At 69.5% G+C, this 23,300-nt stretch carries 19 protein-coding genes; 7 read left to right on the top strand and 12 right to left on the bottom strand.

All coding sequences use genetic code 11. From position 1 onward, the window contains the following. Window position 1: 1 nt before the first annotated feature. Window positions 2-538, top strand: a complete 537-nt coding sequence (locus METY_RS17710) for a DUF934 domain-containing protein (RefSeq protein WP_103122712.1) — start codon at window positions 2-4, stop codon at window positions 536-538. A gap of 10 nt (window positions 539-548) precedes the next feature. On the opposite strand, the gene METY_RS17705 is transcribed toward METY_RS17710, so the two are convergent. Both METY_RS17705 and METY_RS17700 read right to left on the bottom strand, forming a co-directional pair. Continuing rightward, a complete protein-coding gene (locus tag METY_RS17705) occupies window positions 549-1,622 on the bottom strand; it encodes a dipeptidase (RefSeq protein ID WP_103122711.1) in 1,074 nt (357 codons plus the stop codon). Window positions 1,623-1,882: 260 nt separating this feature from the next. Then, window positions 1,883-2,884, bottom strand: coding sequence for an adenosine kinase (locus tag METY_RS17700; RefSeq protein ID WP_103122710.1), 1,002 nt, complete (start codon window positions 2,882-2,884; stop codon window positions 1,883-1,885). A 106-nt stretch (window positions 2,885-2,990) separates the two neighbouring features. Between METY_RS17700 and trpS the strand changes: the two genes are divergently transcribed. The 3 genes from trpS to METY_RS17685 all read left to right on the top strand — a co-directional run bounded on the left by trpS (window position 2,991) and on the right by METY_RS17685 (window position 5,240). Continuing rightward, window positions 2,991-4,028 (top strand): tryptophan--tRNA ligase, encoded by a 1,038-nt coding sequence (gene trpS / locus METY_RS17695; protein ID WP_103122709.1) that lies wholly within the window; start codon window positions 2,991-2,993, stop codon window positions 4,026-4,028. Window positions 4,029-4,068: 40 nt separating this feature from the next. After that, window positions 4,069-4,563 carry a universal stress protein gene (locus METY_RS17690; protein WP_103122708.1) on the top strand — a complete coding sequence of 165 codons (495 nt, stop codon included), beginning with the start codon at window positions 4,069-4,071 and terminating at the stop codon, window positions 4,561-4,563. 110 nt (window positions 4,564-4,673) lie between these two features. After that, the gene (locus METY_RS17685; protein WP_103122707.1) at window positions 4,674-5,240 is read left to right on the top strand and encodes a NifU family protein; all 567 of its coding nucleotides are present in this window, start codon (window positions 4,674-4,676) and stop codon (window positions 5,238-5,240) included. A gap of 7 nt (window positions 5,241-5,247) precedes the next feature. Here METY_RS17685 and METY_RS17680 read toward each other — a convergent pair whose 3' ends face one another. From METY_RS17680 to METY_RS17665, 4 genes are all read right to left on the bottom strand, one after another. Beyond that, window positions 5,248-5,442, bottom strand: coding sequence for a Flp family type IVb pilin (locus METY_RS17680; protein ID WP_200819726.1), 195 nt, complete (start codon window positions 5,440-5,442; stop codon window positions 5,248-5,250). A gap of 51 nt (window positions 5,443-5,493) precedes the next feature. Then, entirely contained in the window at window positions 5,494-5,910 is a 417-nt protein-coding gene (locus tag METY_RS17675) for a (deoxy)nucleoside triphosphate pyrophosphohydrolase (protein ID WP_103122764.1), read from the bottom strand. 43 nt (window positions 5,911-5,953) lie between these two features. Beyond that, window positions 5,954-7,186, bottom strand: coding sequence for a bifunctional glutamate N-acetyltransferase/amino-acid acetyltransferase ArgJ (gene argJ / locus METY_RS17670; RefSeq protein WP_103122706.1), 1,233 nt, complete (start codon window positions 7,184-7,186; stop codon window positions 5,954-5,956). Between the two features lie 187 nt (window positions 7,187-7,373). Next, the gene (locus tag METY_RS17665) at window positions 7,374-8,306 is read right to left on the bottom strand and encodes a peptidylprolyl isomerase (protein ID WP_103122705.1); all 933 of its coding nucleotides are present in this window, start codon (window positions 8,304-8,306) and stop codon (window positions 7,374-7,376) included. A gap of 231 nt (window positions 8,307-8,537) precedes the next feature. Between METY_RS17665 and secA the strand changes: the two genes are divergently transcribed. Then, entirely contained in the window at window positions 8,538-11,255 is a 2,718-nt protein-coding gene (gene secA / locus METY_RS17660) for a preprotein translocase subunit SecA (RefSeq protein WP_103122704.1), read from the top strand. Window positions 11,256-11,474: 219 nt separating this feature from the next. Here the strand turns inward: secA and METY_RS17655 are convergent, their stop codons facing one another. The 6 genes from METY_RS17655 to METY_RS17630 all read right to left on the bottom strand — a co-directional run bounded on the left by METY_RS17655 (window position 11,475) and on the right by METY_RS17630 (window position 19,783). After that, a complete protein-coding gene (locus METY_RS17655; protein WP_103122703.1) occupies window positions 11,475-13,691 on the bottom strand; it encodes a 3-hydroxyacyl-CoA dehydrogenase NAD-binding domain-containing protein in 2,217 nt (738 codons plus the stop codon). A 227-nt stretch (window positions 13,692-13,918) separates the two neighbouring features. Then, window positions 13,919-14,161, bottom strand: a complete 243-nt coding sequence (locus METY_RS17650; protein WP_103122702.1) for a hypothetical protein — start codon at window positions 14,159-14,161, stop codon at window positions 13,919-13,921. A 16-nt stretch (window positions 14,162-14,177) separates the two neighbouring features. Next, the gene (locus METY_RS17645) at window positions 14,178-15,386 is read right to left on the bottom strand and encodes an acetyl-CoA C-acetyltransferase (RefSeq protein ID WP_103122701.1); all 1,209 of its coding nucleotides are present in this window, start codon (window positions 15,384-15,386) and stop codon (window positions 14,178-14,180) included. 122 nt (window positions 15,387-15,508) lie between these two features. Beyond that, window positions 15,509-17,302, bottom strand: a complete 1,794-nt coding sequence (locus METY_RS17640) for an acyl-CoA dehydrogenase C-terminal domain-containing protein (protein ID WP_103122700.1) — start codon at window positions 17,300-17,302, stop codon at window positions 15,509-15,511. A 152-nt stretch (window positions 17,303-17,454) separates the two neighbouring features. Next, on the bottom strand, window positions 17,455-17,826 hold the full coding sequence (locus METY_RS17635; RefSeq protein WP_103122699.1) for a response regulator: 372 nt from the start codon (window positions 17,824-17,826) through the stop codon (window positions 17,455-17,457). Between the two features lie 34 nt (window positions 17,827-17,860). Next, entirely contained in the window at window positions 17,861-19,783 is a 1,923-nt protein-coding gene (locus tag METY_RS17630) for a sensor histidine kinase (RefSeq protein ID WP_146035757.1), read from the bottom strand. Window positions 19,784-20,004: 221 nt separating this feature from the next. Here METY_RS17630 and METY_RS17625 point away from each other — a divergent pair, with 221 nt between their 5' ends. Together METY_RS17625 and METY_RS17620 are read left to right on the top strand one after the other, a co-directional pair. Beyond that, on the top strand, window positions 20,005-22,536 hold the full coding sequence (locus METY_RS17625; protein ID WP_103122697.1) for a DUF3772 domain-containing protein: 2,532 nt from the start codon (window positions 20,005-20,007) through the stop codon (window positions 22,534-22,536). 50 nt (window positions 22,537-22,586) lie between these two features. Then, window positions 22,587-23,201, top strand: a complete 615-nt coding sequence (locus tag METY_RS17620; RefSeq protein WP_103122696.1) for a CAP domain-containing protein — start codon at window positions 22,587-22,589, stop codon at window positions 23,199-23,201. The last annotated feature ends 99 nt before the right edge of the window (window positions 23,202-23,300 follow it).

Below are 23,300 nucleotides of genomic sequence, written 5' to 3'. Positions count from 1 at the left end.
CATGACGACCGAGACCAACGACGCCGAGCTGACGATCTGGCGCGACGGCCGCTTCCAGGCGGACGAATGGACCCTCGCGGCGGAGGACGAGGCGGTCTCGGACGGTCCCGCCATCCTGCCCCTGGAGCGCTTTCTCGCGGAGCGCGACGCGCTCGTCGCCCGCAACGCGCCGCTCGGCGTATCGGTGGAGCCGAACGAAGCGATCGAGGAGCTTGCGCCGCATCTCGACCGCGTCGCCCTCGTCACGCTGAACTTCCCAAAATACTCGGACGGCCGCAGTTCGTCGTCCGCCCGCCTGCTGCGGGAGCGCTACGGCTACACGGGCGAAATCCGCGCCGTCGGCGACGTGCTGATCGACCAGATGCCGCTGATGCGCCGCTGCGGCTTCGACTCGTTCGCGGTCTCCAATCCCGTGACCCGCAAGCAGCTCGCTGAGGGCCGGTGGCCCGACGTGCCGTTTTACTACCAGCCGACCGGCTCCACGCAGCAGGCGGAGATCCCCGCCGGCACCCGGCCGTGGGCGCGTAAGCCGGGCTGACGAGGCCGCGTCACTCCCCCCACACGCGCTCCAGCAGCGCCACCCAGTTCCGCCACGCGATCTTCTCCAGCGTCGCGTCGTCGTAGCCGTGCGTCTTGAGATGCGCAAGCAGGCGCGGGAGGCCGCCTGCGTCGCCGAGCGCGTCGGGCACGATCGCGCCGTCGAAGTCCGAGCCGAAACCGACGTGATCGACCCCGAGCGTCTCGATCAGGTGGTCGAGGTGCCGCGCCATGACGTCGAGCGGGGTGTCGCCCCGCATGCGGCCGTCCTCTCGCAGGAAGCAGGTGGCGAAGTTCAAGCCGACCAGGCCCCCGCTGTCCCGGATGGCGGCAAGCTGCGCGTCGGTCAGGTTGCGGGCGTGCGGCGTCAGCGCATGCGCGTTCGAATGCGTCGCGACCAGCGGGCGGACGGACAGCTTCGCCACGTCCCAGAACCCGGCCTCGTTGAGGTGGCTAAGGTCGAACACGATGCGGAGTTCATCGCAGGCCTTGACCAGCCGCTTGCCGGTCTCGGTGAGCCCTGGGCCGATGTCGGGCGAGGCCGGGAATCGGAACGGCACGCCATGCCCGAAGATCGTCGGCCGGCTCCACACCGGCCCGAGCGACCGTAGGCCCGCGGCGTGGAGCGCGTAGAGCGCGTCGAGATCGGCGTCGATCGCCTCGGCGCCTTCGATGTGGAGCACGGTCGCGAGCGCGTCCCGCGCCATCGCCGCGCGGATGTCGGCGGCGCTCCGGCAAACCGCGACGGCGCCGTCCGACGCGCGCTCGATCCGCAGGAGCAGGGCGGCCATCGCGAGCACGGCTTTCTGCGCCTCGCCGAGCGGCAGGCGCTCGGGCAGCGGCACGTCGTAGGTCGCGGCCCGCATCAGCTCGAGGTAGTCGACGCCCAGCTGCGGCGAGGGCGTGAAGATCGCGAACATGCCCCCCGCGAGGCCGCCGTCGCGCGCCTTGGGCAAGTCAATGTGCCCTCCGACGCCGCCGTCCAGAAACGCGGCCACGCCCCGGTCCTCGTCGCCGCGCATGTGAAGGCGCAGCAGCGTGTCGTTGTGGCCGTCGAAGACGGGGATCTTGGGGGCGTCGGTCATGGGGCGAGGAGATCAGGCGCAGGCGCGCGGCGCAACGGATGAGCCGCTTCAAGATCGGGGCGCGGGTATCCCTCCTCGCGCCGAAGGCGTGGGGAGGTGGCCTCGGCGCAGCCGAGGACGGGTGGCGCCTCGGACCCAGAGCGGGACGGCGGCGGCGAGCGCCGGTCTGAACCCACCCCACCCGGCCGGGCTTCGCCCGTCCACCCTCCCCTCTGTCGGGGGAGGGATCGCCCGCGTTCTCTGCGGCGCGCGCAGGTCGTTCAGATCAGGCCGCGGCTCTCCGCGAGCGTCTTGAGGCTTACGAGCGGCCTCGCGCCGACGTGCGCGATCACCTCCGCCGCGGCGAGCGAACCGAGCTCGCCCGAGCGCCGGAGACCAAGGCCGCGGACGTGGCCGAACAGGAAGCCGGCCGCGAACAGATCGCCCGCGCCGGTCTTGTCCACGATCGCGCCGTCAACCGGGGCGGCCGGGACTGAGACCCGCTCGCCGCCCTGGAGAACCACGCAGCCGTCCGCGCCCAGCGTCACCGCCGCCAGCTTGGCGTCGGCCGCCACGGCCTGCAGCGCGGCCTCGATGTCGCCGGTCTCGTAGAGCGCCTTCAGCTCGCTGTCGTTGGCGAACAGGATGTCCACCACGCCGGTCCGGATCAGCTCCAGGAACTCCGCCCTGTAACGCTCGACGCAGAACGAGTCGGACAGCGACAGGGCGACCTGCCGCCCGGCGCCATGGGCGATGTCGGCCGCCTTGCGGAAGGCCTCCTTCGCCGCCGGCGGGTCCCACAGGTAGCCCTCGAGATAGGTGACGTGCGCGGCTTCGACCGTCGCGGCGTCGACGTCGTCGGGGCCGAGCGCCTGCGCCGCGCCGAGATAGGTGCTCATGGTGCGCTCGCCGTCCGGCGTCACCAGCACGAAGCAGCGGGCGGTCGCAGAGCCCTCGGCCGCGGGCGCAGTCGGGAAATGGACGCCGATCGCCGTGATGTCGTGGGCGAAGACGCCGCCCAGCGTGTCCGCCTTCACCTTGCCGAGGAAGGCCGCGCGTCCGCCGAGCGAGCCGAGGCCCGCGAGCGTGTTGGCGGCCGAACCGCCCGAGGCCTCGACCGCCGGCCCCATCCGGCCATAGAGCGCCTCGGCGCGCTCCTCGTCGATCAGCGTCATGGAGCCTTTGGCCAGCCCCTCGGCGATCAGAAAATCCTCTTCGGCGACGGCGATCACGTCAACGATGGCGTTGCCGATGCCGAGGACGTCGTAGTTCGCGTGCGACATGGCGGATAAACGCTCCGAAAGGCGGGGTCAGCAGGCGGCGGGCGGGGCCTTGCATGGCCGCCGGGCGGAGGCCATAACGCGCCCTCGTTCAGAGGGCAAATCCAAGATGACGAACGCGTCCCAGCGGGTCTTCTCCGGCGTTCAGCCGACCGGCAACCTCCACCTCGGCAACTACCTCGGCGCGATCAAGCGCTTCGTGGAGCTGCAGGACGGCCACGACTGCATCTACTGCGTGGTCGACATGCACGCGATCACCGTCTGGCAAGACCCGGTCGAACTGAAGAAGTCGATCCGCGAGGTCGCCGCCGCGTTCCTCGCCGCGGGCGTCGACGGCTCGAAGCACATCGTCTTCAACCAGAGCCAGGTTCCCCAGCACGCGGAGCTCGCCTGGGTGCTGAACTGCGTCGCCCGGCTCGGCTGGCTGAACCGCATGACCCAGTTCAAGGAGAAGGCCGGCAAGGACCGCGAGAACGCCTCGGTCGGTCTCTACGCCTACCCCAACCTGATGGCGGCCGACATTCTGGTCTACCGCGCCACCCACGTGCCCGTGGGCGAGGACCAGAAGCAGCACCTCGAGCTCGCCCGCGACATCGCGCAGAAGTTCAACAACGACTTCGCGGCCTCGATCGCGGCGAACGGCCTTCCCGAGAAGTTCTTCCCGCAGCCCCAGCCGCTGATCGCGGGTCCTGCGACCCGCGTGATGAGCCTGCGCGACGGGGCCAAGAAGATGTCGAAGTCCGACCCCTCGGACGCGAGCCGCATCAACCTGACCGACAGCGCCGACCAGATCGCCAACAAGATCCGCCGCGCCAAGACCGACCCTCTGCCCCTCCCGGAGCGCGTGGAGGACCTCAAGGAGCGTCCGGAAGCCGACAACCTCATCGGCATCTACGCCGCGCTGTCGGACACCGACGCCCAGGGGGTGATCGACGAATTCGGCGGCGGCCAGTTCTCCCAGTTCAAGCAGGCGCTGGTGGATCTGACGGTCGCGAAGCTCGGCCCAATCAACGCCGAGATGACGCGCCTCGTCGCCGATCCCGGCCACATCGACCGCGTGCTGGGAGACGGGGCCGCGCGCGCCGAAGCGATCGCGGCGGAGACCATGACGTCCGTGAAGGACATCGTCGGCTTCGTCCGCCGGTGACGGCGTTGCGCGGCCGACGCGCCGCGCGCATCCTCGCGTCATGATCGCGCAACGCCGCTCCTATGAGGCCGGGCACCGGCCGAAGTTCCTCGTCGTCGTGGACGACAGCGAGGAGTGCGACCGCGCCGTGCGCTTCGCCGCGCGGCGGGCCGCGCGCGTCGGGGCGGACCTCGCTCTGCTCACGGTCATCACCCCGGGGGAGTTCCAGCACTGGTTCGGCGTCGGCGACGTCATGCGCGAGGAGGCCGCGGCGGCGGCCAGGGCGCATCTGGCCCGGGTGGCCGCGACGGCGCGCGACGCCGCCGGGGTCGAGGCCGAGCTGCTGGTGCGTGAGGGCGCGAAGTCCGACGAGCTGGTCGCGGCGATCGAGGAGGACGAGGACGTCGCCCTGCTCGTGCTCGCGGCCGGCGTCAGCGCGGAGGGGCCGGGGCCGCTCGTCACGCAGATCGTGGGCCGCGCCGCCGGGACATTTCCGATCCCGGTCGCGATCGTCCCCGGCCATCTGACGGACGACCAGATCGACTCGCTGGCCTGAGACCCGCCGCCGGCATTTGACCGGGCGGTCGAAAACCACCATCTCTCTGGCGACAGGCGCCGCGACCGGCGCGAAGGCTCCGCGCCTTGAACCCGGAGGCTGACCTCAGAATGTTCATCCAGACCGAAGCGACCCCAAACCCCGCGACGCTCAAGTTCCTCCCCGGCCGCGACGTGCTGCCCGGCGGCACGCTTGAGATGCGCAACGCCGACGAGGCCGCGCGCTCGCCGCTCGCCCAGACCCTGTTCGCGATCGACGGCGTGTCCGGCGTCTTCTACGGCTCGGACTTCATCACCGTGACCAAGGCCGCGGGGGAGTGGCAGCACCTGAAGCCCGCGATCCTCGGAGCGATCATGGAGCACTACCTCGCCGGCGCCCCGCTGGTGGCGGAAGGCGGCGACCACGCGGCGGGCGGGGGCGACGAGTTCTTCGACGAGGCCGACGCCGAGACCGTCGACACCATCAAGGATCTGCTTGAGACCCGGGTGCGTCCCGCGGTGGCGCAGGACGGCGGCGACATCACCTTCCGCGGATTCCGCGAGGGCGTCGTCTACCTCGACATGAAAGGCTCCTGCTCCGGCTGCCCCTCGTCGACGGCCACGCTGAAGCAGGGCATCGAGAACCTGCTCCGCCACTTCGTACCGGAAGTCGAGGAAGTCCGGCCCGTCGCGACCTGACGCGGTCTCAGCCGCCGGCGGCCTTTTTGTACTCGTCGGCGATGTGGTTGAAATAGCCGGACAGGACCGTCTCCCCGAGGGCGTAGACGGCCCCCGAGATCGCGACGGCGATCCCCATGGCGATCATCGCGTACTCGATCGCGGTCGCGCCGCGATCATCGCGCGCGAACCGCCGGAGCGCATCCAGAACCCGCCTCGCCATGCCAGTTCCCCCGTCCGCGCGTCCTGCGCGTGTCGATCGGCGGAACAGGCTTCAGAGCAGGGCGACGAGGTGCGCGATCAGCGGCTCGTCGGCCGGCGGCATCGGATAGTCGCGGAGCGCCTGCGGGCGAACCCAGCGCGTCGCCTGTCCTTCCCGGCCCGTCACGATCCCCGTCCACCGCCGACACACGTAGAGCGGCATCAGCAGGTGGAAGGTCTCGTAGGCGTGGCTCGCGAAGGTGAGCGGCGCGAGGCATGGCTCCTCGACCGCGACGCCGAGCTCTTCGGCAAGTTCCCGGATCAAGGTTTCTTCCGGCCGCTCGCCCGCCTCAACCTTGCCGCCGGGAAACTCCCAGAGCCCTGCGAGGGTCTTGCCTTCCGGCCGCTGCGCGAGAAGCACGCGGCCGTCGGCGTCGACCAACGCGCAGGCGACGACTAGGACGAGCTTGGGCTTCGCGTCCGCGGACATCATGGCGACCACACGTTAAAGGGGAGTTGTAGCGACGCCGAGATTACGACCGATAGTCCGCGTTGATCGCGATGTAGCCTTCGGTCAGGTCGCAGGTCCAGACGCGGGAGGTCCCCGAGCCGAGGCCCAGCTCGACGCCGATCGTGATCTCCTGGTTCTTCATGTAGGCCGAGGTCTCGGCCTCGTCGTAGTCCGGATCGCGCTCGCCTTCGAAGGCCACGCGAATAGGGCCGAAGCGGATCGTCAGCCGGTCGCGGTCCGCGGGTTCGCCGGCCTTTCCGACCGCCATCACCACGCGGCCCCAATTGGCGTCCTCGCCGGCGACCGCGGTCTTGACGAGCGGCGAATTGGCGATCGACAGCGCGATGCGCCGGGCCGAGAGGTCGCTTTCGGCGCCCTCCACCTCGACCGTGATGAACTTGCGCGCGCCTTCGCCGTCGCGGGCGACGAGCTGCGCGAGATCGACCAGCAGCTCCTCGAAAGCCGCGGCGAAGTCGGCGAGCGCCGGCCCGCCGGCCTCAGTGACGAGCGGGTTACCGGCCGCGCCGGTCGCGAAGGCGAGCAGCGTGTCGGAGGTGGAGGTGTCGCCATCGATCGTCACGCAATTGAACGAGCGGTCGACCGCCGCCGACAGGATCGCCTGCAGCGCGGCCGGGGCGATCGCGGCGTCGGTCGCAACGAAGGACAGCATCGTCGCCATGTCGGGCGCGATCATGCCGGCGCCCTTGGCGATGCCGTTGATCGTCACCGTGACGCCGCCGATCTCGGCGGTGCGGGTCGCGAGCTTCGGGAAGGTGTCGGTGGTCATGATGGCGCGGGCCGCCGCGTCCCAGCCCTCGCCGACGCCGGAGGCGACCAGCGCGTCCATCACGCCCGCGAAGCGGGTCGCGTCGAGCGGCTCGCCGATCACGCCGGTCGAGGCCAGGAAGATTTCGGCCTCGGGGCAACCAACGGCCTGCGCCGTGATCTCCGCCGTCAGACCGGTCGCCGCCCGTCCCTTCTTGCCCGTGAAGGCGTTGGCGTTCCCGGAGTTGACCACAAGCGCGCGGATGCGCCCGCCGGCCACCCGCTCGCGGCACCAGTCGACGGCCGCCGAGGGGCAGCGCGAGCGGGTGAACACGCCCGCGACGCTGGTCCCTTCCGCGAAGGTCGCGAGCAGCACGTCGGTGCGGCCCTTGTAGCGGATGCCCGCGGCGGCGGTCGACAGCGTCACGCCGGCGATCGCCGGAAGGGTCGGATAGGAGGCGGGGGCGAGGGGGGAGACGGCGGTCGACATGGGAAGCCCAACAGCAAGAGGCGCTAAGTTTCGAAACCAAGCTTCGGCCTCATGTCCCAGCCTCGAGCCGGAATCCAGACCCGCCGAGCCTAAAGGCGGCGACGCGGCAGCCGGCTTTTCCAGCATCACGCGATGGCGCGTCTGGGTCCCGGCTCAAGGCCGGGACATGGATCGGCGAACGCGGGCCTTACTTCGGCGCCGGCGCGTCCGCGGGCGGCGTCGGCTCGGACGGCTCGCCGGCCTTGGTGCGCTCGACCTTGGCCTCGCCGCGCAGCTTCAGCACGAGGTCCTGCTGGGCGGTGCGCACGACGTACTGCTCGATCTGCGGCTTGACCTGCTCGAACGGCGGGATCGGCCGTTCGCGCTTCTCCGTCACCTTGATGACGTGGAAGCCGAACTGGGTCTTCACCGGCTGGGAGACCTTGTTCGGCTCCAGCTTGAACACGACCTCGTCGAACGCCGGGACCATCTGGCCCTTGCCGAAGAAGCCGAGGTCGCCGCCCTGCTTGGCGGAGCCGGGATCGGTCGAGACCTCCTTCGCGACAGCCGCGAAATCCTCGCCCTTGGCGAGGCGGTCCTCGACCTTCTTGGCCTCGTCCTCGGTCTTGACGAGGATGTGGCTCGCGCGGACCTCCTGCTCGGGCTTCAGGTTCTTCGCGGTCTCGTCGTAGAGCTTTCGCATCGCCTCGTCGGTGACGGCGGCCTTCGAGGTCCTCTGGAGCAATTCCTCCATCAGCGCGCGGTCGTGCAGATAGGCGATGCGCTGCTTGAACTCGGGCGTCTCGGAGAGCTTGTCCTTCTCGGCCGCGTTCGCCGCGATCTTGAGATCGATCAGATAGTTGAGCGTGTAGTCGCGGCGCTGCGGCTCGGTCATGGACGCGAGCGACTGCTGCAGGTCCTCGGCCGCGATCTCGACGTCGGCGGCGGTGATCTCCTCGCCGTCGACGGTCGCGAGCACGGTCTTGGGATCGAGCGGCTTGGCCTCGGCGGCTGCCGCCGGCGCGGGGGCGGCTGCGGGCGGCGGGGTCTGCGCAAGGGCCGGCACGGCGGCCGCAAGGGCGACGGTCAACGCGGCGCCGAGCGCGGCCGAACGCCGGGCCCGAAGAAGCGAAAATGTCATGAGAACCTTCCGTTTTGAGCGTCTGGGCGCCCCGATCGCGCGGGAGAGTGTCCGAAAGGGCTCACATTGACAACCCTCGGGGTCCCTCTTATCTCGACCTCTGCCGCAAGCCGTGCGCGAGGCGGCTCCAATTCGAGGGGATTGCCGGGGGTCCGAAGGCCGCGAGCCGCGGCGTCGCCCCTCCGACCGAGCGCTCCGACACGGTCCGCGCCAGTCTTGAAAGGTTCGCCCATGTTCGGCGGTCTCGCCCGACGCCTGTTCGGCTCATCGAACGACCGACGCATCAAGGCCTTCCGCGCGAAGGTCGCCCAAATCAACGCGCTGGAGCCCGAGCTCTCGTCCCTCAGCGACGAGCAGCTCCGGGTCAAAACCTCCGAATTCCGCGACCAGCTCGCGAGCGGCGCGAACCTCGACGATCTGCTGGTCCCGGCCTTCGCCGTGGTCCGCGAGGCGAGCAAGCGCGTGCTCGGCCAGCGCCATTTCGACGTCCAGCTGATGGGCGGCATGACGCTTCACGAGGGCCGCATCGCCGAGATGCGGACGGGCGAAGGCAAGACGCTGGTCGCGACGCTCGCGACCTACCTCAACGCCCTCACCGGCAAGGGCGTCCACGTCGTCACCGTCAACGACTACCTCGCCAAGCGCGACAGCGGCTGGATGGGCCGCATCCACGGCTTCCTCGGCCTATCGGTCGGCGTGATCGTGCATGGCATGGACGACGAAGAGCGGCGCGAGGCCTACGCCTGCGACGTGACCTACGCGACCAACAACGAACTCGGCTTCGACTATCTGCGCGACAACATGAAGTACGACGTCCGCGCCATGGTCCAGCGCGGCCACCATTTCGCGATCGTCGACGAGGTCGACTCGATCCTGGTGGACGAGGCGCGCACGCCGCTCATCATCTCCGGTCCGATGGAGGACCGCTCGGACCTTTACATCGCGATCGACGCCTTCATTCCGCGCCTCGACCCGGACGACTACGAGATCGACGAGAAGCAGCGCACCACGACGCTGACCGAGAAGGGCAACGAGCACATCGAGGCCATGCTCGCCGAGGCCGGCCTTCTCAAGGGCGAGAACCTCTACGACGTCGAGAACGTAACCGTCGTCCACCACGTCACGCAGGCGCTCCGCGCCCACAAGCTGTTCTCGAAGGACAAGGACTACATCGTCCGCGGCGACGAGGTCGTCATCATCGACGAGTTCACCGGCCGCATGATGCCGGGCCGGCGCTTCTCGGAAGGCCTCCACCAGGCCCTCGAGGCCAAGGAAGGCGCCAAGATCCAGCCCGAGAACCAGACGCTCGCCTCGATCACCTTCCAGAACTACTTCCGCATGTACCACAAGCTCGGCGGCATGACGGGCACGGCCCAGACCGAGGCCGAAGAGTTCCTGGACATCTATGGCCTCGAGGTCGTCGAGATCCCGACCAACCTGCCGGTGCAGCGGAAGGACGACCACGACGAGGTCTACCGCACCGCCCGGGAAAAGGAGGCGGCGATCATCGAGCTGATCCGCGAGTGCGCGGAGCGGGGCCAGCCCATCCTGGTCGGCACCACCTCGATCGAGAAGTCCGAGACGCTGTCCGAGGCGCTGAAGCGCGCCAAGGTCGACCATCAGGTGCTGAACGCCCGGTACCACGAGCAGGAGGCCTTCATCGTGGCCGACGCCGGCGTGCCCGGCGCGGTGACGATCGCCACCAACATGGCGGGCCGCGGCACCGACATCCAGCTTGGCGGCAACCTCGAGATGCGTATCGAGCGCGAGCTCGAAGGCGTCGAGGAGGGCCCGGAGCGCGAGGCCCGCATCGCCGCCATCAAGGCCGAGATCGCCGAGAAGAAGCAGAAGGCGCTCGCCGCCGGCGGCCTGTTCGTGGTCGGCACCGAGCGGCACGAGAGCCGCCGCATCGACAACCAGCTCCGCGGTCGCTCCGGCCGCCAGGGCGACCCCGGCCGCAGCCACTTCTTCCTGTCGCTGGAAGACGACCTGATGCGCATCTTCGGCTCCGGCCGTATCGACGGCATGCTGCAGAAGCTCGGCATCCAGGAGGGCGAGGCCATCATCCACCCCTGGGTGAACAAGGCTCTCGAGAAGGCCCAGAAGAAGGTGGAGGCGCGGAACTTCGACATCCGCAAGAACCTCCTCAAGTACGACAACGTCATGAACGACCAGCGCAAGGCGGTGTTCGAGCAGCGGCTCGAATTCCTCTCCGCCGAGTCGATCTCCGGCCCCATCGCGGAGATGCGCCACGACGTCATCGACGACATCGTCTCGAAGCACATCCCGGCCAACGCCTATCCCGAGCAGTGGAGCTCCAAGGAGCTGGAGGAGGAGGTTCGCGAGGTCCTCAACCTCGATCTGCCGATCGTGGCCTGGGCGGCCGAGGAAGGCATCGCCGATGAGGAGATCCGCGAACGGATCACCAAGGCGGCCGACGCCGCCGCGGCCGAACGCGCCGAGCGCTTCGGCCCGGACATCACCGGCCAGATCGAAAAGGCGGTGCTTCTGCAGACGCTGGACCACCTGTGGCGCGAGCACCTCGCGACGCTCGACCATCTTCGCCAGGTGATCGGTTTGCGCGGCTACGCCCAGCGCGACCCGCTCAACGAGTACAAGTCCGAGGCCTTCGAGCTGTTCGAGGCCATGCTGGCCCGCCTGCGCGAGACGGTCACGGCGCAGCTGATGCGCGTCGAACTGGTGCAGTCGCCGCCGCCGCTCGCCGATGACGACCTGCCCGAGATGCATGCGATTCATCAGGACCCCCACACCGGCGAGAACGAGATGGCGCTGGCCGGCCAGTCCTACGCCGCCGCGGATGAGAACGGCGCTTGGCCGCAGAGCGTGAACCCGAACGATCCGACCACCTGGTCGGCCGTCGGACGCAACGCCCCCTGCCCCTGCGGGTCGGGCAAGAAGTTCAAGCACTGCCACGGCGCCTACGCCTGAAGGGGGCCTGAACGCTGAACGAAAAAGGCCGGACACGCTGTCCGGCCTTTTTTGTGGGACGGGCGGCGGCGCCCTATTCCCCTCCCCCTCGCGCGGAGGGGTCCGGGGGGATGCTTCTGGATGGGCCGCGAACCCCGTCAGAGTCCGCCTCGACCCGCAAGCTGAATTTGGGCAACCCCGCCCCTACCCCGCCCGCAAAGGGGGGGACGATCTCTCGCCCTACGCCGCCTCGGCGGGCGCTTTGGTCGGCGCGAAGCGGGCGTAGAAGGTGTCGCCCGTGGCGGCGAGATCCTTGAGCAGGGCGTTGGGCGCGAAGCGCGGGCCGTGCTTGGCCGCGAGGCCTTCCGCCAGGGCCACGAAGGCCTTGGCCCCCATGCCGTCGATCCAGCTGAGCGGGCCTCCGGTGTAGGGCGCGAAGCCGAAGCCGAGGATGGCGCCCACGTCCGCCTCGCGCACGTCGGTGATCACGCCTTCCTCCACCGTGCGCGCGGCTTCCAGCGCCTGCGTCACCAGCAGGCGATGGCGGATCTCGGTCACGTCAAGCGCATCCGGGTCGAGCCTGGTCTCCTGCAGGTCGGCGAGGCCCGGCCACAGGCTCTTCTTGCCGCCCTCCGGATAGTCGTAGAAGCCCTTGCGGTTCTTGCGGCCGAGCCGGCCTTCCTTTTCCACCAGCGTGCGGAGCAGCTTCTCCTGGGCCGGGTTCACGGCCTCCGGTCCGAGCTGCGCCTTGGTGGCGTCGACGATCTTCAGGCCGAGGTCGAGCGCCACCTCGTCGTTCAGCGACAGCGGACCGACCGGCATGCCGGCCTGTTTCGCGACGTTCTCCACCATGGCGGCGGGCACGCCCTCGGTCAGCAACAGGTGCCCTTCGAGCATGTAGGCGATGACGCAGCGGTTGGCGAAGAAGCCTCGGCTGTCCTTCACCACAATCGGCGTCTTCTTAATGGCGCGAACATAGTCCAGCGCGGTCGCGAGCGCCCTGTCGCCGGTCTGCTCGCCCTCGATCACCTCCACCAGCAGCATCTTCTCGACCGGCGAGAAGAAGTGGATGCCGACGAAATTCTCCGGCCGCTTTGAGGCCTTGGCGAGGCCGGAGATCGGCAGCGTCGAGGTGTTGGAGGCGAAGGTCGCGCCGTCCTTCAGTACGGCCTCGACCTTGGCGATCACCTCGGCCTTGACCTTCGGGTCCTCGAACACCGCCTCGATCACGAGGTCGCAGTCCGACAGCGCGGCGTAATCCGGCGTCGCGGTGATGCGGCCGAGCAGGGCGTCGCGGTCAGCGCCCGTGGCGCGGCCCTTGGCGACCTGGTCGGAGATCAGCTTGCGGGCGAACTCCTTGCCCTTGTCGGCGGCCTCCTGGTCCCGATCGACCAGCACCACCTCGAGCCCCGCCTGCGCGCTGACGTAGCCGACGCCGGCGCCCATGAAGCCCGCGCCGACGATCCCGACCTTCCGGATCGCGGCCTCGGGGACGCCCGCCGGGCGGCGCGCGCCCTTGTTCAGCTCCTGCATGGAGACGAACAGCGTCCGGATCATCGCCGCGGCCTCGGGCGAGCGCAGCACCTTGGCGAAGTGGCGGCTCTCGACGGTGAGCGCGAGGTCCATCGGCAGCTGCAGCCCGTCGAACACCACCTGCAGCATGGCGCGGATCGCGGGGTAGTTGTCCTGCGTCTCGCGGCGGTAGATCGCGTTCGCCGGCGGGAAGGTCATGAAGCCGGGCTTCGACCACACCGGGCCGCCGGGGAGCTTGAAGCCCTTCTCGTCCCAAGGCTTCACGGCCTTGGGCGTTCCCTTGAGCCAGGCCTTGGCGCGGTCGACGATCTCGTCCTTCGGCGCCACCTCGTCCACGAGGCGCATGGCGCGGGCCTTGTCGGGGCGGATCTGCTCGCCCTTCATCAGCATCTGCAGCGCGTCCTGCGGCGGCAGCATGCGGGCGACGCGCTGGGTGCCGCCGGCGCCGGGGAACAGGCCGACCTTCACCTCGGGCAGGCCCACACGCGTCGAGGCGTCGTTCGAGGCCACCCGCCAATGGCAGGCGAGCGCCAGCTCGAAGGCGCCGCCGAGGCACACGCCGTGGATCGCGATCGCCCAAGGCTTTCCGGAGGTCTCGATCCGCCGGTAGAGCTGGCTGAGCTTTCGGCTCTCCTCGAACACCACGCCGGCCGCGGCGACTTCGCCGTTCTGCGCCTTCTCGCGGGCGTAGAGCCGGCCGATGCCCTCCAGCATCGTCAGATCCGCGCCGCCAGAGAACGCCTTCTTGCCCGAGGAGATCACCACGCCCTTCACCGCCTCGTCGGCGACGACGCGCTCGACCACGGCCGACAGCTCGGCGATCGCCTCCGCCGTCAGCACGTTCATGGAACGGCCAGGCATGTCCCAAACGACGGAGAGGACGCCGTCGCCGTCGAGCTCGGTGTGGAAGTTGGTCTCGGTCATGGTCGCGTTTCCTGCCCCGTTCCTGCCGCCGATTTCCAGAGATGGCTCGTCATCCCCCGGCTTGTCCGGGGGATCCAGACCTCCGACGTCGCGCCCGGGCTTCTCGCCTGGATGCCCCGGACAAGCCGGGGCACGACGACGCGCTGATGCGCCCCCATCTTCTGAACACCACCCCAGATTGGCTTCGCCGCCCGGGGATGGCGCACTTACACAACGTCAGCAGGCGCTCAACGAACAACCCGCAGCTCACGCCAGTCCGCGTTGTGAAGCGTAGCCATCGCAATTGTGGCCAGAACGGCATCATTGTCGTCGACGTCGAACCGGTCGAAAACCGTCACCTGGATCCCGAGCGCCCGCGCTTCCACGACAGCGCTTTCCGACAGCGCGCCCTCCATCGTCCAATAGTCGATCTCTCGATCGAGAGGATCAGCGGCGGGCGGATTGGAGAACGTGACAACCACCTTTTTCATGATCAGCCGTCCGGACTCACACCCGCTCGATAATGGTCGCCGTGCCCATGCCGGCGCCGATGCAAAGGGTTACGAGGGCGGTCGACTTGCCCGACCGCTCCAGCTCGTCGATCGCGGCGCCCAAGATCATCGCGCCGGTCGCGCCGAGCGGGTGGCCGAGCGCGATCGCGCCGCCGTTGGGGTTCACTTTGGCCGGATCGAGGTCGAAGGCCTGCAGGTAGCGCAGCACGACCGCCGCGAAGGCCTCGTTGACCTCGAACAGGTCGATGTCGGCGAGGCTCATGCCGGAGCGCGCCAGCGCCTTCTTCGTCACGTCGATCGGCCCCGTCAGCATCAGCGCCGGGTCCGAGCCGATGTTCGCGAACGCTCTGATGCGCGCGCGAGGCTTCAGGCCCGCCGCCTCCCCGGCGTCCCGCGAGCCCACCAGCACCGCGGCGGCGCCGTCGACGATGCCGGAGGAGTTGCCGGCATGGTGCACGTGGTTGACGCGCTCGACGTCGGGATGCGCGTAGACCGCCACCGCGTCGAAGCCGCCAAGCTCGCCCATCTCCACGAAGGAAGGCTTCAGGCTCCCGAGCGACTGCATTGTCGTGTCCGGCCGCATGTGCTCGTCGCGGTCGAGCAGAATCTGCTCGTTGACGTCCTTCACCGGCACGACCGAGCCGGCGAAGCGGCCCTGCCCCCAAGCCGCCGCGGCGCGCTTCTGGCTCTCGACGGCGTAGGCGTCGACGTCGTCGCGGGAGAAGCCGTACTTCGTGGCGATCAGGTCGGCCGAGACGCCCTGCGGCATGAAGTAGGACTTCACCGCGATCGCCGGGTCCATCGGCCAGGCGCCGCCGGAGGCGCCGAGGCCGACCCGGCTCATGCTCTCGACGCCGCCGCCGACCACGAGGTCGTGCTGGCCGGACATCACCTGCGCCGCGGCGAAGTTCACTGCGTCGAGCCCCGAGGCGCAGAAGCGGTTGATCTGCACGCCGGGGACCTGGATCCCGTAGTCGGCGGCGAGCGCCGCCGCGCGGGCGATGTCGCCGCCCGCCTCGCCGACCGGGTCGACGCAGCCGAGCACCACGTCGTCGATCCGCCCGGTGTCGAGCCCGTTGCGCTCCGCCAGAGCCCGCAACGCCGTCGTCGCGAGGCCGAGCGTCGAGACCTCGTGCAGCGCCCCGTCCGGCTTGCCGCGCCCCCGCGGGGTGCGGACGGCATCGTAGATGAAGGCCTCGGCCATCTTTGTCTCCCGTCGTCCCGGCCGCAGCGAAGCGGAGAGCCGGGATCGTCATCCGGATGGGAAGTCTAGTTCGGCAAACGATCCCGGCTCGCCTCACGGCCGTCCGGAATGACGCTTGATCGTCAGAACGCCTCCGCCGGCAGCGCCATCACCGTGTCGGCGCCGGCCGAGATCGCGGCGAGGCGGGCGCCGGTTTCCGGCAGGAAGCGCTCCATGAAGAACCGCCCGGTCGTCAGCTTCACGTCCATCGCCGCGCCGTCGACGGCGCCGCTCGCCTTCTTGTCGAGCGCGGCGCGGGCGATCTTCGCCCACATGTAGCCAAGCGCGGTCAGGCCCATCAGGTGCATGAAGTCGGTCGCGCCAGCGCCAGCGTTGTCGGGCTTCGCCATGGCGTTGGCCATGAACCACATGGTGGCGGACTGAAGGTCGCCGCGCGCCTTCTTCAGCGGCTCGAGGAAGGGCTTCATGCCCTCCTCGGCCGCGTTCGCCGCGAGGAAGCCGTCGATCTCCTTGAACAGCGCCATGATGGCGCGGCCGCCGTCGCGGCCGAGCTTGCGGCCGACGAGGTCCATGGCCTGCACGCCGTTCGCGCCCTCGTAGATCATGGCGATGCGGGCGTCGCGGACGAACTGCTCCATCCCCCATTCGGCGACGTAGCCGTGCCCGCCGAACATCTGTTGGGCCTTCACGGTGTTGTCGAAGCCGACGTCGGTGATCACGCCCTTGATGACGGGGGTGAGGAGGCCCATCAGGTCGTCGCCGGCCTGCTTGTCCTTGGCGTCGTCGCTGGCGAGCCCGACGTCGCCCTTGAGCGAGGTCCACAGGATGAGCGCGCGCGCCGCCTCGTTGAAGGCCTTGATCGACAGCAGAGTCCGGCGCACGTCGGGATGAACGATGATCGGGTCGGCGGGCTTCGCCGGCTCCTTCGGGCCGGAGAGCGCCCGGCCCTGCAGCCGGTCCTTCGCGTAGGCGGCGGCGTTCTGGTAGGCGACCTCGGACTGAGCGAGGCCCTGGATGCCGACGCCGAGCCGGGCCTCGTTCATCATCGTGAACATCGCAGGCAGCCCGCGATGCTCGACGCCCACCAGCCAGCCGGTCGCGCCGTCGTAGTTCATCACGCAGGTGGCGTTGCCGTGGATGCCCATCTTGTGCTCGAGCGAGCCGCAGGTCACCGCATTTCGCTCCCCCGGCGCGCCGTCCGGACCGACCAGGAACTTGGGCACGACGAACAGCGAAATGCCCTTGGTGCCTTCCGGCGCCCCCTCGATGCGCGCCAGCACCAGATGGATGATGTTCTCGGTGAGGTCATGCTCGCCGGCCGAGATGAAGATCTTGGTTCCGGTGATGCGGTAGGAGCCGTCGCCGTTCGGAACCGCCTTGGTCTTGATCAGGCCGAGGTCGGTGCCGCAATGCGGCTCCGTCAGGTTCATGGTGCCGGTCCACTCCCCGGCGATCATCTTCGGCAGATAGGCCTGCTTCAGCTCGTCGGAGCCGTGCAATGTGAGCGCCGCGATCGCCCCCTGCGTCAGCCCGGGATACATCGCGAGCGCCATGTTGGCGGCGGAGGCGTATTCGTTGACGATGGCGGCGAGCGTGTGCGGCAAGCCTTGGCCGCCGTACTCCGGATCGGCGGCGAGCCCGATCCAGCCGCCCTCGGCGAAGGCGTCATAGGCGGCCTTGAAGCCGTTCGGGGTGGCGACCGAGCCGTCCTCGGCGCGCACGCAGCCCTGGACGTCGCCGGTCCGGTTCAGCGGCTGGAACGCCTCCTCTGCGAGCTTCGCGGTCTCGTGCAGCACCACTTCGACCACGTCGCGCGAGGCGTCCGCGAAGCCGGGAAGGTTGGCGTGCCGCTCGAAGCCGAGCACGTCGTACAGAAGAAACAGCGTGTCTTCGACGGGCGCCTTGTAGCTCGGCATAGCGTCTCTCGGTCGGAGATGTGTGTATGCACTATAGCGACAGCGCGCCGCAGCTGACCAGCCCTCCCGCGGGGGGAAAAGGCGGACGCGTGAGGCACTTTCGGCTGCGTTGGCCCGGACGTCAAAGCCTACGACGCCTCGGGACCTCGGAGCTACCGTTCCGGGGCGAGATGAGCGAGCGCGCGCTCGAGATCCGCCGGCATGAACGGCTTCTGCAACGTGCGCGCGTGGGGGTAGCGGTCGATCACGCCGGCTTCGCCGTAGCCGGTCGAAAACACGAACTTGACCCCGCGCTCGGTCAGCGCGTCCGCGATGGGGAAGCTCTTCTCACCGCCGAGGTTGACGTCGAGCAGCGCGCCGTCGATTTCCTGCCCCTCCAGCGCCTTCATCGCCTGCGCGACGCTGCCGGCCGGGCCGACGACCGTCGCGCCGCAATCAAGCAGCATGTCTTCGATCAGCATGGAGATCATCGCCTCGTCTTCAACGACGAGGATGCGGAGGCCAGAAAGAGAGTGGTCTGTCATCGATGGACGAAGGCTCGGGGCGGGGGCGCGGCGATCAAGGCGCCATCACCTTTTGTGACAAGGGAATGCGAAAGGCGCAGGTAACGCCGCTCGGAGCAAAGGAAAGCGTCACGGCGCCGCCAAGTTCTTGCGTGGCCCCGCGCTCGATCAGGCGGCGGCCGAAGCCGCGGCGCTGCGGCGGAGCGACTACGGGGCCCCCGGACTCGCTCCAGACCAGATCGATCGCGGACTGCTTGACGGTCCAGGACACGTTTACGCGACCCTCTTCGTTCGACAGCGCGCCGAACTTCGCCGCGTTCGTCGCAAGTTCATGCAGGGCCATGTTCAACGTCACGGCGGCGGTCGGCGCGAGCAGGATCGTCGGCCCCTGCGAGCGCACCCGACCTTCGCGCCCGATGGCGTAGGGCGCGAGGGTGTCCACCACAAGCTCGCCCAGCGAAGCGGCCGTCCAAGTCTCGCGCATCAGCAGATCATGCGCCCGGGCGAGCGCGGCCAGGCGCGCGTCGAGGGCGGTCTCGAACTCCTGCGGGGTGACCGCGTTGATCCGGCTGTGCCGCACCAGCGACTGCACCGTGACGATGTTGTTGCGGACTCGGTGGTTCAGCTCCGCGACGAGAAGGCCGCGGAGCCGCTCGGCCTCCCGGCGTTCGCTGACGTCGATCGTGACGACGAAGAACTCGCCGGGCGAGCTTCTCTCGCCGACGAGGCGGGTGACCGTCGAGACCGCCCACACCTCCGAGCCGTCCGGCCGCACGTAGCGCTTCTCGATTCCAAAGGACTCGCCGTCGCGCGCGTTCTGCGCCAGCAGCCGGCGCCACTTCTCGCGATCGAGCGGATGCAGCAGTTGCTCGATAGGGAGGCCCTGCACCTCGTCGCCGCGGCCGAGAAGACGGCGCATGCTTTCGTTCGCCCGGACCACGCGGCCGTCGAGATCGAGCTCGGCGAAGCCCACCGCGGTCTGGCTAAAGAGCGTGGCGAAACGACGTTCGCTCTGCTCCATCCGGTGCGTCGCCAGCGCCCGCTCATAGGCGAACGACATCCGGTCCACGACGTCGCGGAGCGTCGCGATCTCGCGGCTGCGCCACCGGCGCGGCCGGTCGGCGTGCACGAAAACGAACGCGAAGGCCCTCCCCTCCCGCGAGATGGGAACCACGAGTTTGGCCGCGACGCCGAGGCGGCGGAATCGCTCGCGCTCCTCGTCCGAAAGCTCGGGATCGGCGTCGAGGTCGTCGCGTACGATCACCTCTCCCGCCACGGTCGCGGCGGCCATGGCGACGCCGTAGTCCTTGAGGTCGTGGCGCCCGGGCGGGACGCTGACGACGCCGTCGTCCCGGCGCCATTCGGCGCGGCAGGCGCCGACGCTCCCGTCCTCGAACTCGCAGTAGCCGCAGCGCGCCGCATCGAAGTAGCCGCCGAGCGCGGCCAACGTCGTCTCGAGCACGTCGGTCGGCGACCGGCCCCGCTCCGTCGCGGCGCGCAGCCGGTCGCTGACCTCAATCAAAAAGTCCTGCGCGCGCGTATGCAGCACGCGGTCGGTCGTCTCGTGCCCCTGGTTGAACACGCCCCAGACCCGGCCGTCGTCGCCGAGGATTGGGGTGAAGCTGTAGTTCCAGTGAGTGTCTTCGACCGCCCCTTGGCGACGCATGCGCAGCATCTGGTCGTAGGCGACGAAGCCCTTGCTGGCGGTCACCACGTCCTGCAACTGCTGGCCGACGACGTTCCAGATGTCGCTCCAGACTTCGGCGCCCGGTCGACCCAAGGCCCAGGGGTGCCGCTCCGCGGGAATGGGGGCCCAGGCGTCGTTGTAGATCAGCCTGAGATCGTCTCCCCAGTAGATCGCGACCGGAAAACTGGATTGCAGACAGATGCCGACCGCCACCTTGAGCGAGGTCGGCCAGGAGTGGATGGGTCCGAGCGGGGTTGAGGACCAATCGTGCGCCTCGATGCGTCCCGCCATCTCGCCGCCGCCGCTTAGCACTTCTAAGGTCCTCCATTTGTTGAGCGATCGCCGGCGGCTGGTCGGCGATCCGTTCGCTAAAACAGTTATAAGCAAGCGATCAGCCTTCGACAGGGGAGTTCCGCGGCCAGGCTCGCGAATCTTGCGTTCGCCCGCCCTTGGCCTCATTCGTGCGGGATGGAACCGGCTGTTCGGCAACCTGCAAAGCGGCGCCCGTCTCGATGATTCGCACGACTTCCGGCCTCCGGCCCGCCGCCGCGCGGCTCCTGGCGGCCCTCGTCCTTCTGCTCGGGCTCGCGAGCGCCGCGTTGGCGCAGGACCAGGGGGCGCCCGGAGCGGCGCTCGACCAGGCGCGCGCGCAGCTCGACCAGATCGAGGCGACGCTCAAGCGCGACAATCTCGACGACCGCACGCTGAGCGACATGCGCGACCAGATCGAGCCGCTCTCGCTCGCCATCGGTCAGGCGGTCACGGCGCTCGCGCCGCAGCTCGCCTCCGCCGACGCCCGGCTGGAGCAGATCGGGCCGAAGCCCGCGGACGGCGCGCCCGCGGAAAGCCCGGACGTCGTGAAGGAGCGCGACGCGCAGGCGGCCGCGCGGCAGAAGATCGACGAGCAGATCAAGAGGGGGCGGCTGCTTCAGGTCGAGGCGAGCCAGGTCTCGGACGAGATCACCCAACGCCGGCGCTCCCTGCTCGCCCAGCGGCTGTTCGAGCGCAGCCGCTCGCTGCTCGATCCAGGCCTCTACATGGACATGATCGCGCAGGCCCCGCGCGACATCCGCAGCGTGCAGCTGTTCGCCTCCGACGTCGTCGGCGTGGTCGGGCGCAGCCTGTCGGCGGCCTCGGTCGCGCTCGCGCTGGCCTCCGCGGCGCTCGCGCTCGTCCTGCTGATCCCCGGACGCAGGCTGATCGCCACGCTGGGGCACCGGCTCGTGGTCGAACAGATGCCGAAGACGCGGATCCGTCGATCCGCGACCGGCGTGCTGTTCGTGCTGGCCTCGACGCTCGGCCCGGTGCTCGGCGTCTCCGTGCTTTATTGGGGCCTGAAGGGCGCCGGCTGGCTGCCCGCGCGCGCCGAGACCCTGGCGGTCGCGATGATCTGGGGGGCGGGCTTCCTGGGGCTCGCCTACGGGCTGATGCGCGCGTTCCTGACGCCGGACCGCCCGTCGTGGCGGCTGGTCGATCTGTCGGACGCCGCCGTCGCCGAGATCAAGAACCAGCCGATGTGGTGCGCGCTGATCTTCGTGATCGGCCGGCTTCTGGACCGCTTCAACGAGATGATCGTCGCGAGCCTTTCGGCATCGATCGTCGTGAACGGCGTTTTCGCGGTGCTGAACGCCGGAGCCTTCGCGCTCGCGCTCCGCCGCATCCGCGCGGCCGAGAAGATCGAGGCGGCCGGCAGCGCCGAGAAGGACGAGCGGCTCGGTAGCGTGTTCCTGTCGCTTCTCAGGATCGTCGCCTGGATCGCCGTCGCCGTGATCCTAGCCGCCGCCGCCGCCGGCTACGTCTCGCTCGCCCAGTTCCTCGCGAACCAGGTGATCTGGATCGCGACGGTGATGTCGCTGCTGACGCTTCTGCTGATCTTCGTCGACGATCTCTTCACGTCGGGCCTGTCCGCCGAGACGCCGTTCGGCCGCTCCGCCAGCGAGGCGGTGGGCATCCGACCGGAGTCGCTGGAGCAGATCGGCGTGCTGCTGTCGGGGCTCGTGCGGGTGATCCTGATCGGCGTCGCGGCGCTGTTCGTGCTTGCACCCTGGGGGCTCGAGACGACGGACGTGTTCGCCTGGCTTCGGCTGGCGGTGACGGGCTTCCAGGTCGGCGGGATCACGATCTCGCTCTCCGGCATCCTCAGCGCCATCCTGCTGGTGGTGATCGGCTTCGCGTTGACCAAGGCGGTTCAGCGCTGGCTCGACCGCGACCTGCTGCCGAAGACCCGGATGGACGCCGGCCTCAAGGCCTCGATCAACACTGGCGTCGGCTACATCGGCGGCCTCGGCGTGATCGTGTTCGCGGTCTCCTACCTCGGCTTCAGCCTCGACCGGCTGGCGATCGTCGCCGGCGCGCTCTCGGTCGGCATCGGCTTCGGCCTGCAGGCGGTGATCTCGAACTTCGTCTCGGGCGTGATCCTGCTGGCGGAGCGCCCGATCAAGGCCGGCGACTGGATTGTGATCGGCTCCGACCAGGGCAACGTCCGCCGCATCTCGGTGCGCTCCACCGAGATCGAGCTGTTCGACCGGTCCACGCTGATCGTGCCGAACTCCGACTTCATCACCAAGAGCGTGAAGAACGTGACGCACGGAGCGCCTATCGGGCGCGTGCAGATCGAGCTCACGATCGCCGCCGACGTCGACCCCGCCGAGGTCAAGCGCGTCCTGCTCGAGGTCGCCAAGAAGCACAGCTCGGTGCTGGCGTTTCCCGAACCTCAGGTGTTCTTCAATGCCCTCGGCAAGGCCGACAACACCTACGCCCTGTTCGCCAACGTCGCGAGCCCGCGGCAGGCGGCCAGCGTGAAGAGCGACCTGAACTTCGCGCTGGTGAAGGCCTTCAAGGAGCAGGGCGTCGCGATCGGCGGCGCGGCCGCGCCCAGCATGGTCGACGCCGTTGACCGGCTCGGCGAGGCGCTGCGGGCGGGGCTGAGCCCCGCGGGCCTCGCGCCGCAGCCCGAGGCCCCTCGCCGCCACGACGCATCGGAAGCGCCGCTCGCGGACACCCCGCCCGCGGAGCCCCAATCGCCGCCGTCAACCAAGGCTTAAGCCGCGGCGCCGCTCATCCCTCTACCCCCCGCATGTCCGGAACGCCGCCCATGGCCCCCACTGTCTCCCGCGCCGCGGCGCTCGCTCTGGTCGCCGCGCTCGCCGGCTGCTCGACGGCGCCCGTCGCCCCTCCGCCTCCGTCGACGCCGAGCGTCTACCAGAGCATGTCCAAGCCCGGCGCCAGCCTCGACCGTCGCGCCGCCGCCGAGATGATCTCGGAATTCCGCCGCGCGAACGGGCTGCCGCCGGTCACGCTCGACCCGGCGCTGAACCGGATGGCCCAGGAGCAGGCCGACGCCATGGCGCGCAACGACAAGCTCAGCCACTCGGTCGGCGGCACGCTGAAGGAGCGCATCGCGCGGTCGGGCTACCGCAACGCGCTGGTGGTGGAGAACATCGGCGCGGGCCACGACACGCTGGCGGACGCCTTCACCGGCTGGCGGCACTCCCCGCCGCACATGAAGAACATGCTGGCCCCGAAGGTCACGCGCATCGGCATCGCCTCCGCCCGCGCTCCGTCGAGCCGCTTCGAGGTGTTCTGGGCCATGGTCCTGGCCGACCCGAACGACCCGCGCCCGCTGCCCGGCGCCATGGCCGCCGCCCGCCCCGCCCCGGCGCCTTCGGGCGACTCGCTGACGATCAACGGGGTTTCGATCCAGCGCTGAGGGACCTCTTCCCTTCTCCCCCTGCGGGAGAAGGTGGCGCGAAGCGCGGGATGAGGGGTCGTCTGGGACGCCCTGAACGCGGCGAGGTCGGCCCGGACG

This window comes from Methylopila sp. Yamaguchi, assembly GCF_002897035.1.
In the GTDB taxonomy this organism is placed as follows: domain Bacteria; phylum Pseudomonadota; class Alphaproteobacteria; order Rhizobiales; family Methylopilaceae; genus Methylopila.
This window is presented reverse-complemented; position numbering and strand designations above follow the sequence as displayed.